The organism is Isoptericola jiangsuensis, from assembly GCF_048320105.1.
In the GTDB taxonomy this organism is placed as follows: domain Bacteria; phylum Actinomycetota; class Actinomycetes; order Actinomycetales; family Cellulomonadaceae; genus Isoptericola; species Isoptericola jiangsuensis_A.
On sequence record NZ_CP182942.1, the window covers coordinates 1130595 to 1144601 of the forward strand.

At 71.8% G+C, this 14007-nt stretch carries 12 protein-coding genes and 1 pseudogene; 1 reads left to right on the forward strand and 12 read right to left on the reverse strand.

Features of this window, described 5'->3' with window-relative positions:
- Positions 1-19: 19 nt before the first annotated feature.
- The gene (locus ACNHYB_RS05360; protein WP_418277372.1) at positions 20-940 is read right to left on the reverse strand and encodes a bifunctional helix-turn-helix transcriptional regulator/GNAT family N-acetyltransferase; all 921 of its coding nucleotides are present in this window, start codon (positions 938-940) and stop codon (positions 20-22) included.
- A gap of 103 nt (positions 941-1043) precedes the next feature.
- On the opposite strand from ACNHYB_RS05360, the gene valS reads away from it, so the two are divergent.
- Positions 1044-3818, forward strand: coding sequence for a valine--tRNA ligase (gene valS / locus ACNHYB_RS05365; protein ID WP_418277373.1), 2775 nt, complete (start codon positions 1044-1046; stop codon positions 3816-3818).
- A 90-nt stretch (positions 3819-3908) separates the two neighbouring features.
- Here the strand turns inward: valS and ACNHYB_RS05370 are convergent, their stop codons facing one another.
- The 11 genes and pseudogenes from ACNHYB_RS05370 to ACNHYB_RS05420 all read right to left on the reverse strand — a co-directional run bounded on the left by ACNHYB_RS05370 (position 3909) and on the right by ACNHYB_RS05420 (position 13971).
- Positions 3909-5156, reverse strand: coding sequence for a hypothetical protein (locus ACNHYB_RS05370; RefSeq protein ID WP_418277375.1), 1248 nt, complete (start codon positions 5154-5156; stop codon positions 3909-3911).
- Positions 5157-5376: 220 nt separating this feature from the next.
- Positions 5377-5754: a chorismate mutase gene (locus ACNHYB_RS05375; protein WP_418277376.1), complete on the reverse strand. Its 378-nt coding sequence runs from the start codon at positions 5752-5754 to the stop codon at positions 5377-5379.
- A gap of 75 nt (positions 5755-5829) precedes the next feature.
- A complete protein-coding gene (gene clpX / locus ACNHYB_RS05380; RefSeq protein ID WP_418277377.1) occupies positions 5830-7095 on the reverse strand; it encodes an ATP-dependent Clp protease ATP-binding subunit ClpX in 1266 nt (421 codons plus the stop codon).
- A 156-nt stretch (positions 7096-7251) separates the two neighbouring features.
- Positions 7252-7965 (reverse strand): ATP-dependent Clp protease proteolytic subunit, encoded by a 714-nt coding sequence (locus ACNHYB_RS05385; protein ID WP_418277378.1) that lies wholly within the window; start codon positions 7963-7965, stop codon positions 7252-7254.
- 46 nt (positions 7966-8011) lie between these two features.
- Positions 8012-8650: an ATP-dependent Clp protease proteolytic subunit gene (locus ACNHYB_RS05390; protein ID WP_418277379.1), complete on the reverse strand. Its 639-nt coding sequence runs from the start codon at positions 8648-8650 to the stop codon at positions 8012-8014.
- Positions 8651-8823: 173 nt separating this feature from the next.
- Positions 8824-10236 (reverse strand): trigger factor, encoded by a 1413-nt coding sequence (tig, locus tag ACNHYB_RS05395; protein ID WP_418277998.1) that lies wholly within the window; start codon positions 10234-10236, stop codon positions 8824-8826.
- Positions 10237-10854: 618 nt separating this feature from the next.
- Positions 10855-11049: pseudogene (locus tag ACNHYB_RS05400) on the reverse strand (helix-turn-helix domain-containing protein); the annotation flags it as partial.
- Positions 11050-11153: 104 nt separating this feature from the next.
- Positions 11154-11522, reverse strand: coding sequence for a DUF4190 domain-containing protein (locus ACNHYB_RS05405; RefSeq protein ID WP_418277380.1), 369 nt, complete (start codon positions 11520-11522; stop codon positions 11154-11156).
- Positions 11523-11633: 111 nt separating this feature from the next.
- The gene (locus tag ACNHYB_RS05410; protein ID WP_418277381.1) at positions 11634-12254 is read right to left on the reverse strand and encodes a DUF4190 domain-containing protein; all 621 of its coding nucleotides are present in this window, start codon (positions 12252-12254) and stop codon (positions 11634-11636) included.
- A gap of 34 nt (positions 12255-12288) precedes the next feature.
- Complete coding sequence (locus tag ACNHYB_RS05415; protein WP_418277382.1) at positions 12289-13320, reverse strand: cation diffusion facilitator family transporter; 1032 nt, start codon at positions 13318-13320, stop codon at positions 12289-12291.
- A gap of 81 nt (positions 13321-13401) precedes the next feature.
- Positions 13402-13971, reverse strand: coding sequence for a dihydrofolate reductase family protein (locus tag ACNHYB_RS05420; RefSeq protein ID WP_418277383.1), 570 nt, complete (start codon positions 13969-13971; stop codon positions 13402-13404).
- Between the last annotated feature and the right edge of the window lie 36 nt (positions 13972-14007).

Below are 14007 nucleotides of genomic sequence, written 5' to 3' on the forward strand. Positions count from 1 at the left end.
TTGCCTCCGACCCACCGTCTCAGGTCGGGTCTCGCCGGAGCCGCTTGGCGAAGAAGTGCGTCGCGTGCGGGTTGTCGTTGTAGCGGTCCACCTCCCGGTAGCCCGCACGCTCGTACATCTCGACCGCCTCGACGAGCGCACCGTGGGTGTCCAGCCGCACCTCGGTGTGGCCGAGGTCGCGGGCGACCGACTCGAGGTGGCGCAGGAGCCGAGAGCCGAGCCCCGCGCCGCGCCACGTGCCGTCCACCCACATCCGCTTGATCTCCCCGACGCCGCCGCCGAGGGACTGCACTCCCCCGCACGCCACGGGCCGACCGCCGGAGCTCGCGACCACGAAGGCCCCGTGGGGCGCGACGAGGTTGCGCGCGTCGGCGTCGAGCGCGCCGACGACGTCGAACTCTCCCGCGTCGCCGATCCGGGCCCCGACCTCCTCGAAGTACGCCTCGACGGCCTGTCGGGCGAGCGGAGAGGCCGGGTCCGTCGTCGCGACGGCCACCGTGGCCGCCCGCACGAGCAGGTCGGCCTCGGCGAGCGCGGCGGCGAGGCGGGCACGCTGCCGGTCCGTCAAGGGGGCCACGAGGTCCCGGGCGCGGTCGTCGGAGCGGCGTTCGAGCTCCTCCCAGGCCCGGCTCCCCGCCGCGGTGAGGCCGACGCGACGGCGACGGCGGTCGGCCGGGTCGGGCTCGACGGTCACCAGCGCGTCGGACTCGAGCCTGCGCAGCAACCGGCTCAGGTAGCCGGAGTCGAGGTCGAGGCGCGCCCGCAGGTCTCGGGTGGTGCAGGGTTCGAGGCCGATCTCGTAGAGCAGTCGCGCGGTGCCGAGCGGCATGCCGAGCCCGAGGAACGAGTCCTCGAGCACCCCGACGCGCTGGGTGTAGCTCCGGTTGAACCGTCGCACGACGTCCGTCTGCTCGGGCAGCACGGGGGTCGCGGGGTTCACGGGCGCAGCTCCTTGGTCGATCATCTTGCTGATCATAGTCAGAGGATTTCGCGGTGCGGGACCGTGGTGGAGGCAGGTCGTCGATCTGGGACAATGGCTGACCATGAGCGACTTCCCGAACCCCGCGGCGCACCAGGCGCCCGAGCAGACCCCCGCAGCAGCCACCACGTCCGGCCGGGTAACCGCCGACGTCGTGCGCGCGGTGGTCCGAGGGGTACCGGACCGGGTCACGACCGAGGGCCTCGAGGCGAAGTTCGACGAGCGCTGGGCCGCCGAGGGCACCTTCACCTTCGACCGCACCAGGACCCGCGACGAGGTGTACTCGATCGACACCCCGCCCCCGACGGTCTCCGGCTCCCTGCACGTCGGGCACGTCTTCAGCTACACCCACACCGACGTCGTCGCGCGCTACCAGCGCATGCAGGGCAAGGAGGTCTTCTACCCCATGGGGTGGGACGACAACGGCCTGCCCACCGAGCGTCGCGTGCAGAACTACTTCGGGGTGCGCTGCGACCCCTCCCTGGGCTACGTCGAGGGCTTCGAGCCCCCGCACCAGGGCACCGACGGCAAGAACGTCAAGCCCGGTGACCAGGTGCCCGTCAGCCGACGCAACTTCATCGAGCTGTGCGAGCGCCTCACCGCCGACGACGAGCGCCAGTTCGAGGAGCTGTGGCGCAGGCTCGGGCTCAGCGTCGACTGGTCGCAGACGTACCAGACGATCGACGCCACCTCGCGTGCCGCCTCCCAGCGCGCCTTCCTGCGCAACCTCGCCCGCGGCGAGGCCTACCAGGCCGAGGCCCCCGGCCTCTGGGACGTCACGTTCCAGACGGCGGTCGCCCAGGCGGAGCTCGAGGCCCGCGAGTACCCCGGCTTCTACCACCGGGTGGCGTTCCACCGCCCCGGCGGCGAACCGGTCCACATCGAGACGACGCGCCCCGAGCTCATCCCCGCCGTCGTCGCGCTCATCGCCCACCCGGACGACGAGCGCTACCAGGACCTGTTCGGCACCACGGTGGTCTCGCCCCTGTTCGGCGTCGAGGTGCCCGTGCTCGCGCACCCCGCGGCCGCCATGGACAAGGGCGCCGGCATCGCCATGTGCTGCACGTTCGGCGACCTCACCGACGTCCAGTGGTGGCGCGAGCTGCAGCTGCCCACCCGCTCGGTGATCCAGCGCGACGGCCGCCTCTCCCGCGAGACGCCCGCCTGGATCGCCGAAGGGCCGGGCTCCGGCCTGTACGCCGAGTCGCTGGCCGGCAGGACGGCGTTCAGCGCCCGTACCGCCGTCGTCGACGCGCTGCGCGCCTCGGGCGACCTCGACGGGGAGCCCAGGTCCACCCAGCGCATGACGAACTTCTACGAGAAGGGCGACAAGCCCCTCGAGATCGTCACCTCCCGCCAGTGGTACATCCGCAACGGCGGTCGCTCCTGGGAGGAGCGCGACCTCAAGGACGAGCTGCTGGGCCGCGGCAAGGAGCTCGGGTTCCACCCCGACTTCATGCGCGTGCGCTACGACAACTGGGTCGGCGGACTCAACGGCGACTGGCTGATCTCGCGCCAGCGCTTCTTCGGTGTGGCCGTGCCGGTCTGGTACGGCGTGGACGAGCACGGCGCCGTCGACCACGACCAGGTGATCCTGCCAGCCGAGTCCGAGCTGCCCGTCGACCCGACGTCGCAGGCCCCGGCCGGCTACGACGAGTCCCAGCGGGGCGCACCCGGGGGCTTCGTCGGCGACGCCGACGTCATGGACACGTGGGCCACGTCCTCGCTGAGCCCCCTGATCGTGTCCGGCTGGGAGCGCGACGCCGACCTGTTCGAGCGCGTCTACCCGATGGACCTGCGCCCCCAGGGCCAGGACATCATCCGCACCTGGCTGTTCTCCTCCGTGGTGCGCTCGCACCTCGAGTGCGGCGTGCTGCCGTGGAAGAACGCCGCGATCAGCGGCTGGATCCTCGACCCGGACCGCAAGAAGATGTCCAAGTCGAAGGGCAACGTCGTCACGCCCATGGACCTGCTCGTCGAGCACGGGTCGGACGCCGTGCGCTACTGGGCGGCCGCCGCTCGCCTCGGCACGGACGCGGCGTTCGAGGTCGGCCAGATGAAGATCGGTCGACGCCTGGCGATCAAGGTGCTCAACGCCTCCAAGTTCGCCCTCACGTTCGGCGTCGACCCCACCACCGGTGCCGGCGAGATCGTGCTGGACCCGGCGGCCGTCACCGCCGAGCTCGACCGGGCGATGCTCGCAGGCCTCGCGGACGTCGTCGACCAGGCCACGGCCGCGTTCGACGCCTACGACCACACGCGGGCGCTCGAGGTCACCGAGTCCTACTTCTGGGCGTTCTGCGACGACTACCTCGAGCTCGTCAAGGACCGCGCCTACGGTGCGGGCGCCTCCGCCGACGACCTCTCCGCCGAGACGGTGTCGGCACGCACCGCCCTGGCGGTCGCGCTCGACGTCATGCTGCGCCTCCTGGCGCCGTTCCTGCCGTTCGCGACCGAGGAGGTCTGGTCCTGGTGGCGCACCGGCTCGGTGCACCGGGCCGAGTGGCCGACGGCGGAGCCCCTGCGCTCCGCGGCCGGCGGGGCCGCCCCTCAGGGCCTCACCGCCGCCGGCAACGCCCTGGCCGCGCTGCGCAAGCTGAAGTCGGCCGCCAAGGTCTCGATGAAGACGCCGATCCTGGCCGCCACGGTGGCCGTGCCCGCCACCATGCTGCCGGGCGTGCGGTCCGCCGTCGAGGACGTCCGCGGCGCCGGCCGGGTCACCGGTCCGCTCGACCTCGTCGAGGCGAGCGACGGACAGGGCGACCCGGACGTGCAGGGCGGGATCGTCGTCGTCGAGCACGAGCTCGGCGAACCGCCGGTCAAGCAGCCGCGCGCCTGAACCGCTCCCGGCAACCGCTCGCACACGCCGAGGGCGGCGGGAGGAATCGTCCTCCCGCCGCCCTCGGCGCGTCTGCCGGGCAGCCCGGGGTCAGACGGCCCGCAGGCGTCGCCCGTCACCGCTCATCGACGCCGCGGACTCGTGCGGGGTACCGCCGTCGGACCACCGCAGGGTCGCCCCGACACCGTCCATGAGCTCGACCGACCCCGTCGGGGCGAAGGTCAGCTCGGCGTCCTGGGCGAGGGCCGCTCGCATGAGCGCCGACGCCGCCGGGAGCTCCTGGAGCCCGTCGGTGACGCCCCGGCCCGTCAGCTCTGCGCGCGCGACCGCGATGTCCATCGGGGCGGGCCCGATCCACAGGTTGCGTCCGTCGAGCAGGCCGGCGAAGCCGGGACCCTCGTCGTCCCCGGACGCCCAGCGCTGCAGCGCGAGCGAGGCGGCGTCCGCCAGCTCCTCCGACAGGACCAGGTGCTTGACCTGGCCGCGGGCGAGAACCTGGACGACGTCGTCGATGCTGGTGACCGCGCCGTCCTCCCGTCCGAGACCCTGGCGGAGCTCGGCGAGGACGAGCTCGCTGCGACGCCCCCGGTAGGAGTCGATCGCGTCGGCCAGCGCCTCGGCGAACGCACCCTGATGGATTCCCGGTCCACGACCACCGCCGGGGACCTCCACGACGAGGCGTTCGGCCTCCTGCCCCAGCGCCCCGCGCACGAGGCGCAACGCGCGCACGTCGCCGCTGATCAGCACGACCTCCGGCCTGTGCTCGGCCAGCCTGCGCTCGATCTCGGCAGCGACGGCCTCGGCGTTGCCACGCCACGAGTCCTCCGCGCGCGACTCGATGGTGGCGCGCTTGACGCTCGTGCTCGACGCTTTGGAGACCTCGTCGTGCGGACCGTCGAAGCTCTCCACCGCGCTCGCCGTGCGCCCGTCGGCGTCGACGGCGCAGAAGTCCGCCCCCACCCGGTCGACGGTGACGCACAGCGCGTCGACCGACTCGTCGGCGGAGCGCGCCGCCTGCATCAGGGAGGGGACCTCGTGCCAGACGCCGGCGGTGACGGCCGGCGGTTCACGCAGCAGCCGGTCGACCAGCACGCCGCTGTCGTCCGCGATGAGGACGCGGCCATGGGTGCCTGGCCCGCGGGTCGGCACGCTCACCGCCTCGTCCAGCTCGTCGAGCACCGTCGTCGGCGCCCCTTGCTTCTCCAGCGCGCGCCGTACGGCACGCCATCGGTTGGCCACGTCCTTGTCGCCGGCCTGGGCCGAGCGGGTGGCATCGAGGTAGACCGTCGCGAACGGCCCTGGGCGTCCGACCAGTGGCTTGAGCCATCGGGTAGTCATGCAGGGAGTCCCCCTTTCGGGTCCGTGGACTGTGCACTCCACCTTGCGACGGAACGATGCTGCGCGCCACCCCGGCGGACCACGTTCGACCGACCGGTGCGCGACCTCGACACGATCGGCACATCCGCTCGCGCGTGCCCGCGCCCCCGCTACCTGACGGTGCGCGCCGCTGCCCCGCGACAGCGCGTGCTGCCTCGCGGCGCGCGTGCTGCGCGGGGGTTCAGGAGTAGGTGTCCAGCGGCGGCGCCTGGTCGGCACGTCCGGCCGCCGCGTGCTCGGCGGCGATCCGCTCGTGGTGCCGGATCACCTCGGAGACGATGAAGTTGCGGAACAGCTCCGCGAAGTCGGGGTCGAGCCCCGAGCCGGAGGCGATGGTCTTGAGCCGCTCGATCTGCTGGCGGTCCCGCTGGGGGTCGGCCGGCGGCAGCCCGACGGTCGCCTTGAGCTCCCCGACCCGCTGGGTGGCGCGGAACCGCTCGGCGAGCAGGTGCACCAGTGCGGCGTCGATGTTGTCGATCGTGCTGCGCAGCGCGAGGATCTCGGGCGGCACGGCGCGGCCGGTCACGGGCACGGGCGCTTCGTCGTAGGGGTCTGCCATGCCTCGATCCTACGGTTCTGCCGGACGGCGCACGTCCTCGGACGCCGGGCGCACCGGCAGCGACGACGGCCGGGATCAGGCGGACTTGCGGTTGCGCACCGGGCCGGAGGCGCGGGGCACGATCGTCGGGTTGACGTTCTCCTCGACGACCTCCCGGGTGACCACGACACCCTCGACGTCGTCGCGGCTCGGCACGTCGAACATCACCTGTTGGAGGACCTCCTCCATGATGGCGCGCAGTCCGCGTGCGCCGGTCCCCCGCAGCAGCGCCTGCTCGGCGATCGCGTCCACCGCGCCGTCGTCGAACTCCAGGCGGACGCCGTCGATCTCGAACATGCGCTGGTACTGCTTGACGAGCGCGTTGCGCGGCTCGGTCAGGATGCGCACCAGTGCCTCACGGTCGAGCGGGGAGACCGCCGCGATGACGGGAAGCCGGCCGATGAACTCGGGGATGAGCCCGTACTTGTGCAGGTCCTCGGGCCGGACCTCGGCGAAGAGGTCCTCGTCCGCCGCGGACTCCATGGGGGCGGAGAACCCGATGCCGCGCCGCCGGGCGCGTGCCGCGATGATGTCGTCCAGCCCGGCGAACGCACCGGCCACGATGAACAGCACGTTCGTCGTGTCGATCTGGATGAACTCCTGGTGGGGGTGCTTGCGGCCGCCCTGGGGCGGCACGGACGCGCTGGTCCCCTCGATGATCTTGAGCAGGGCCTGCTGCACGCCCTCCCCCGACACGTCGCGGGTGATCGACGGGTTCTCGGCCTTGCGGGCCACCTTGTCGACCTCGTCGATGTAGATGATGCCCGTCTCGGCCTTCTTGACGTCGTAGTCGGCGGCCTGGATGAGCTTGAGCAGGATGTTCTCGACGTCCTCGCCGACGTAGCCGGCCTCCGTGAGCGCCGTGGCGTCCGCGATGGCGAAGGGCACGTTGAGCATCTTGGCGAGCGTCTGGGCGAGGTACGTCTTGCCGGTGCCGGTGGGCCCGACCAGCAAGATGTTCGACTTGGCGATCTCGACGCCGTCGTCGTCGCTCTTGGCCACGGGCGCCGCCTGGACCCGCTTGTAGTGGTTGTAGACGGCGACGGCGAGCGCTCGCTTGGCGCCCTCCTGGCCGATGACGTACTGCTCCAGGAACTCGAAGATCTCCCGAGGCTTCGGCAGCTCGGTCAGGCCCGTCTCCGTGGCCTCGCCGAGCTCCTCCTCGATGATCTCGTTGCACAGGTCGATGCACTCGTCGCAGATGTAGACCCCAGGTCCGGCGATGAGCTTCTTGACCTGCTTCTGGGACTTACCGCAGAACGAGCACTTGAGCAGATCTGCACCGTCACCGATTCGAGCCACCGGGGGCCTCCTTGTCTCGTGCACGTCTGAGCTCCATTCCACACCACCGACGCGCTCTTGTCAGCAGAGTTCCCCGGTGTGGCGCGACCCGGACCCCTCGCGGTGAAGGCGAGGAGCCCGGGTCGACCAGCAGCGCCGAAGGTTCGTCAGCGCAGGTCAGCGAGCGATCTGCGCCGGCTTGCGGGAGTCGAGCACCTGGTCCACGAGACCGTAGTCACGTGCTTCGGCCGCGGTGAGGATCTTGTCGCGCTCGATGTCGTCACGGACCTCGGCGACGTCCTTGCCGGAGTGCCGCGCCAGCGTCTCCTCGAGCCACTCGCGCATCCGGATGAGCTCGTTGGCGTGGATCTCGATGTCGGACGCCTGCGCGTAGCCGCCACCCTCCATCGCGGGCTGGTGGATCAGCACGCGGGCGTTGGGCAGGGCGAGCCGCTTGCCCGCCTGCCCGGCCGCCAGGAGCACTGCCGCCGCCGAGGCCGCCTGCCCGAGGCACACCGTCTGGATCTGCGGCTTGATGAACTGCATCGTGTCGTACAGCGCCGTCATCGCGGTGAACGAGCCACCGGGCGAGTTGATGTAGATCATGACGTCGCGGTCCGGGTCCTGGGACTCCAGGACGAGCAGCTGCGCCATCACGTCGTCCGCGGAGGCGTCGTCGACCTGGACGCCCAGGAAGATGATGCGGTCCTCGAACAGCTTGGTGTACGGGTCCTGGCGCTTGAACCCGTAGGGGGTGCGCTCCTCGAACTGGGGCAGCACGTAGCGCGACGACGGCGCACCGTGCGGCAGGGCGACGCCGCCCGGACGGGCGGCACCCCCGGCGAGGCGCTCCGCGGTCATCGCGAACTGGTACTCGGGTGAGTAGCTCATGGTTCTCCTCGGTGGGAAGTCGGGGTCTGTCGACCAGGTCGTCGGGTCAGTCGGCGGTCGTGCCGCCGCCCCCGGCCACCGAGGAGGCGTTGGTGACGACGCGGTCGACGAAGCCGTACTCCAGGGCCTCGTCCGCCGTGAACCAGCTGTCACGGTCGTTGTCCTTGAGGATCTTCTCGAGCGGCTGACCGGTCTGCTCCGCCGTGAGCTCGGCGAGGACCTTCTTCATGTGCATGATCAGCTGCGCGCCGATGCGCACGTCGGTGGCGGTGCCGCCGACGCCGCCGGACGGCTGGTGCATGAGCACCCGGGCGTGCGGGGTGATGTACCGCTTGCCCGGCGCGCCCGAGGACAGCAGGAACTGCCCCATCGAGGCGGCCATCCCCATCGCCACGGTCGCGACGTCGGGCTGGATGAACTGCATGGTGTCGTAGATCGCCATGCCCGCGGTGATCGAACCGCCCGGGGAGTTGATGTAGAGGTAGATGTCCTTGTTCGGGTCCTCGGCCGCGAGCAGCATCATCTGCGCGCAGATGGCGTTCGCGTTGTCGTCGCGAACCTCCGAGCCCAGCCAGATGATGCGCTCCTTGAGGAGCCGGTTGAAGATCGAGTCGTTGAGGCCGAGGCCCTGTCCCTCGCCCCGGCCCTGGGGTGCGGTCTGGTCCGTCCGCAGCAGGTCGTTCACGTCCGTCTCCTTCAGTTCGCTGTCGCTCGACCCTAACGTGCACCGGTGCCCCGACAAGTCCCGGAGCAGGCCTGTTTCGCTGCGGGCGCACACGAGTCGTGCGGCGGCGGGGACGACGACGGCCCGCACCCCGCGCGATGCGGGGTGCGGGCCGTCGTGGTGCGGCGGGCGGGTCAGGCCTTGGCGGTCTCCGCGTCGTCCGCGGAGTCGACCGAGTCGGCCGAGGAGTCGGCGGACTCCGCGGACGAGTCGGCGGACTCGGCGGACTGCTCAGCACTGGCCTCGGCGGCAGCGGCCTCGGCCGCGTCCTCCTCGTCGGAGCCGATGAACTCGGACAGGTCGACGACGGTGCCGTCGGCGTCCTTCACCTCGATGTCGCGCAGGGCGACCGCGAGCGCCTTGGAACGGGCGACCTCGCCGACCATGGCGGGGATCTGGCCGCCCTGGTCGAGAGTCTGGATGAACTGCTGCGGCTCCATGCCGTACTGCTGGGAGGCCTGGACCAGGTACTCGATGAGCTCGCCCTGGCCGACCTTGACCTCGAGCTTCTCGGCGAGGGTGTCCAGGAGGATCTGGTTGGTGATCGCCTTGGTGGCGTCCACCGTGACCTCGGCGCGGTGCTCGTCGTCCTCCAGGCGGCTCTCGGACTCGAGGTGACGGTGCACCTCGGCCTCGACGACGCCGGCGGGCACGGGGATCTCGACGAGCTCCAGGAGCTTCTCGAGCAGGGCGTCGCGGGCGGCGACGGCCTGGTTCGAGGTCTTGGAGGAGGCGACCTGCTCGCGCAGGTCGGCCTTGAGCTCGTCGATGGTGTCGAACTCGGAGGCCATCTGGGCGAAGTCGTCGTCGGCCTCGGGCAGCTCGCGCTCCTTGACGGAGGTCGCGGTGACCGTGACGGAGGACTCCTCGCCCTGGCGCTCGCCGCCGGCGAGCTCGGTGGCGAAGGTGGTGGTCTCGCCGGCCGACAGGCCGGTGAGCGCCTCGTCGAGACCGTCGAGCATGTTGCCGGAGCCGATCTGGTAGGAGACGCCGGAGACCGAGTCGATCTCCTCGTCGCCGATGACGGCCTTGAGGTCGATGACGACGTAGTCGCCCTCGGCGGCGGGACGGTCGACACCCACGAGGGTGCCGAAGCGCTCGCGCAGGGAGTCGAGGCGCTCGGCGACGTCGTCGTCGGACACCTCGGTGGTCTCGACGGTCAGCTCGATGCCGGACAGCTCGGGCAGCTCGATCTCGGGGCGGACCTCGACCTCGGCGGTGAAGGCGAGCTGGCCCTCGCCGGCCTTGGCGGGGATCTCGGTGACCTCGACCTCGGGCTGGCCCAGGGGGCGCAGCGACTCCGAGGTGACGGCCTCGCGGTAGAAGCCGGAGAGCCCCTCGTTGACGGCGTGCTCGACGACGGCACCCCAGCCGACGCGCTGGTCGATGATGCGCGGGGGGACCTTGCCCTTGCGGAAGCCGGGGATGTTCACCTGCTCCGCGATGTGCTGGTAGGCGTGGTCGATGCTCGGCTTGAGCTCGTCGTACCCCACCTCGACGGTCAGCTTGACCTTGGTGGGGTCCAGGGTCTCGACGGCGCTCTTCACTTCGATGATCTCCAACGTGTCGGGTGCGTGCGCGCGCGTCTCTCCGGGAGGGAGTGCGGGTTGCTGCGGCGCGTGATGCTGGGCAGGAGGCCCGCACGACGGACGTACGGGCAACCCGTCGATCATACGGCACGCGCGGTGACGGCCGACAGGGCGCGGACCGTGTGATGCACCACCCGGCGCGGCCCCGTCAGTCCTTCGCGCGGGGGCGCACGCGGGTGTGCGCGCGCTGGCCCTGCTCGCCGAACAGGGACAGCAGCTCCACGGCGCCGTCGTCGGCGGGACCGAACCAGTGCGGCACCCGGGTGTCGAACTCGGCGGCCTCCCCGGTCCCATGACGACGTCGTGGTGACCGAGGACGAGCCGCAGCCGCCCCGACAGGACGTAGAGCCACTCGTAGCCGTCGTGGCTGCGCGGGTCCGGGGCGGGGCGGGAGCCGGGTTCCAGGATCAGCTTGTAGGCGCCGATGGCGGTCGCGCCGGGCGTCAGGGGGATGCTGGTCAGACCGTTCGCGCTCACGGGGCGCATGTGCACCCGGGGGTCACCGGTGGTGGGCGCGTCGACGAGGTCGTCGAGGGTGACGCCGTACGTCCTCGCCAGGGGCAGCAGCAGCTCGAGGGTGGGGCGCCGGGATCCCGACTCGAGGCGCGACAGGGTGCTCACCGAGGTGCCGGTGCGCCCGGACACCTGGGCCAGGGTGAGGCCGGCGTCGGTCCGCAGGGTGCGCAGCCGGCTGCCGACGCCGGCCAACGCCGTGGTGACCGGCTCGTCACCGTCACCGGGGTGCGCGCGGTGCGCGCCGTCGTCGTGCATGGCACCCAGTCTGCCAGCGGCACCCGGCGAGGTGCCCCCCTCGCCCGGGACGACGACGGCCCGCCACGACGTCGCGGTCGCGGCGGGCCGGGTCGGCACCGGAGTCAGCTGCAGGTGTAGGTGATGCCGTCCAGCTGGTGGACACCGGGGCCGAGGTCGTTGCACGTCCCGACGAGGTGCATCAGACCGACGCCCAGCATGACGGCCAGGATGATCACGCCGACGAGCACGATGCTGCTGACGACGATGCCGGCGACCGCGACACCGTTCGACTGGCCGACCTTCTTCGACCTGCGCAGGCCGATGATCGACAGGATGAGGCCGACCACCGACAGCGGGCCGAGGAAGCCGAGGATCAGACCGGCGATCCCCATCGACCTGCCGGGGTTCTCGACGGGCGGACCTGCCGGGTGGCCGGCGGGCGCACCGACGGCGGGCGCGTACGGGGTGTTCTGGGGCTCTGGGGTGGTCATGGTCCTCCTCGAAGAGTCGACCGGCATCGGCGGCGTCCGGTCGGCCGACATCATGGCAGTGGTGCTGCGGCGTGGTCGAGACCCTTCCACCACCCGGGCCCGGATCGGGGCTCAGAGCCCGAGCGGCACCAGCAGCACGAGGAACACCAGCGGGAGCAGCAGCGTCGCGACCCCGACCCAGCCCAGGACCACCCCGGCGATCGCCAGGCCGCGGCCGTCCTGGGGAGCCTGTGCCGGGGCGCGCTTGATCTGACCGAGCGCCACGTACCCGAAGACGAGCGCCAGGATGCTGCCGACCCAGTAGAGCCAGAGGATCCCGAGCACCAGCGAGGTGATCGCCATCCCGTTGGTCCGGCGCACCGGGTACGCGTACCCGTAGGGGCCGGGGACGTACGGCGGTGCGCCGTACGGCTGCACGGCGGAGGGCTGGGCGGCGTACGGCTCGATCTCGGCGGCGGGACCGGCCGAGCCCGGCGCGTAGCCCTGCGGGGGTGCATAGCCCTGCGGGGGTGCATAGCCCTGCGGGGGTGCATAGCCCTGCGGGGGTGCATGCCCCTGCGGCGACGAAGACCCGACCGGTGGCCGCCGCACGTCGGCAGGTGTGTCGCTCGACGTCGGACCTGTCGGGAGCGGCTGCGTCGCGAACTGCTGGGGGTGCGCCGGGGCGGCGCCGGTCGGCTCGGGCGGGGCCGGAGGCGGCGGCGCTGCGTACGGGTCGTTCGGGTCGGTCACGACGGCTCCCGGCAAGAAGAGGTGGGCCTCGATCCTACCGAGCGGGCGCCGTCTCGACCTCGGGCCGGCCCAGAGGGTGCAGCGACGGCTCCTCCGGCGTCGACACCGTGAAGACCGCCCCCGCGACGCCCGGCTGACCGATCGCGCGCCGCTCCAGCGCGTCGAGCCGACGGGCCACGGCCGTCTCACGGTCCTCGCCCGGCAGGTCGACGGAGACCACGAGGTAGATGGAGCGGGGACCGACGTACTCGATGCGCAGGTACGTCACGCGTTCCACCTCGTCGAGCTCGAGCAGGTGACGCAGGACGGCGTCACGCAGCTCGGGACGCCCCACCTCCCCCACGAGGAACCTGCGGTTGCGGTCCACCAGCACCACGGACACGACCGCCAGCAGGACGCCGATGGCGATCGATCCCACCGCGTCCCACACCGCCGACCCGGTGATCTGGTGGGCGAGCACACCGACGAAGGCGATCACGATGCCGACCAGCGCGGCGGCGTCCTCGGCGACGACGGCTCGCAACGTCGGGTCGGACGTCTCCAGCACGTGCTCCACGAGGTCACGCTCCGAGCGACGCGCCTCACCGCGCGCCTGCCGCACCGCCTTGACGAACGACACGCCCTCCAGCACGAACGCGATCGCCAGCACGGCGTACGCGATGCCGAGGTTCTCGGCGGGCTCGGGATGGACGAGCTCCTGGATGCCGTGCACCACCGAGACGCCCGCACCGACGGCGAACAGCCCGATGGCGGCGAACATCGACCACACGTACGCCTCGCGCCCGTGCCCGAGAGGATGGTCGTGACCGGCGGGCCGGCGCGACCGACGGTCGGCGATCAGCAGGAAGACCTCGTTGCCCGTGTCCGCCCAGGAGTGGACCGCCTCGGCCAGCATGGAGGCGGAACCGGTGATCATGGCCGCGCCCGTCTTGGCGACGGCGACCACGGCGTTGGCGACGAACGCGACGACGACGGTGGCGGTGCTCTCCCCGCCCGCGTCACCGGATACGACGCGGGCGCTGCTCTGCCCGTCGGGACCAGAGAGCTGGTCGGGTGTGCTCGCCATGGCCCTCGGTCTACCAGGCTCGACGCCGGCGCGCGCGTCGACCTCCGGGTGGCTCCGGCAGGACGCCCCCGAGCCTTCGCCTCACCCGCCGGACCGCACGGGGCGGAACCGTTGGGCCACCGTTCCCGACCGCAGCACCTGGCGGTCCACGGGTTCGAGGTGGACGCGCTCGCGCAGACCGGACAGCAGCGTGGGTCCGTGGCCGGCCAGGACGGGCTGCACGAGGAACACGTACTCGTCGATCAGTCCCCGGTCCGCCAGCGCGAGCGGGAGCTGCACGCCACCGACGAACAGGCCCTCTCCCGGCTGCTCCTTGAGGCGGCGCACCGCCTGACCCAAGTCGCCCTGCACCAGCTCGGCGTTCCAGTCGACCGCGTCCAGCGTGCTCGACACGACGTGCTTCTCCACGCGGTCGATCGCCTCGGCGAACGGGGTCTCCCACGGCTGCATCCAGTCGGGCCACCGGCCCGTGGCCGGCCGCCGCCACGCCGACTCCATCATCTCGTAGGTCACGCGGCCGAACAGGACGGCGTCGGCCCGCTGCATCTCCCGGGTCCACCAGCTCATCGACTCCTCGTCGGGCGGGAGCCCCGCCTCGTGGTGGCAGCAGCCGTCGAGCGTCACGTTGATCGCGTAGCGCAGGAGCCTCATGGTCGTCGCCTCGCCGTCCGAGCGGTGTGATGGTTG

Coding starts and splice junctions, on each gene's coding strand:
- valS (WP_418277373.1), top strand. CDS start 1,044: ATGAGCGACTTCCCGAACCCCGCGGCGCACCAGGCGCCCGAGCAGACC.
- ACNHYB_RS05370 (WP_418277375.1), bottom strand. CDS start 5,156: ATGACTACCCGATGGCTCAAGCCACTGGTCGGACGCCCAGGGCCGTTC.
- ACNHYB_RS05375 (WP_418277376.1), bottom strand. CDS start 5,754: ATGGCAGACCCCTACGACGAAGCGCCCGTGCCCGTGACCGGCCGCGCC.
- ACNHYB_RS05385 (WP_418277378.1), bottom strand. CDS start 7,965: ATGAGCTACTCACCCGAGTACCAGTTCGCGATGACCGCGGAGCGCCTC.
- ACNHYB_RS05405 (WP_418277380.1), bottom strand. CDS start 11,522: ATGACCACCCCAGAGCCCCAGAACACCCCGTACGCGCCCGCCGTCGGT.
- ACNHYB_RS05415 (WP_418277382.1), bottom strand. CDS start 13,320: ATGGCGAGCACACCCGACCAGCTCTCTGGTCCCGACGGGCAGAGCAGC.
- ACNHYB_RS05420 (WP_418277383.1), bottom strand. CDS start 13,971: ATGAGGCTCCTGCGCTACGCGATCAACGTGACGCTCGACGGCTGCTGC.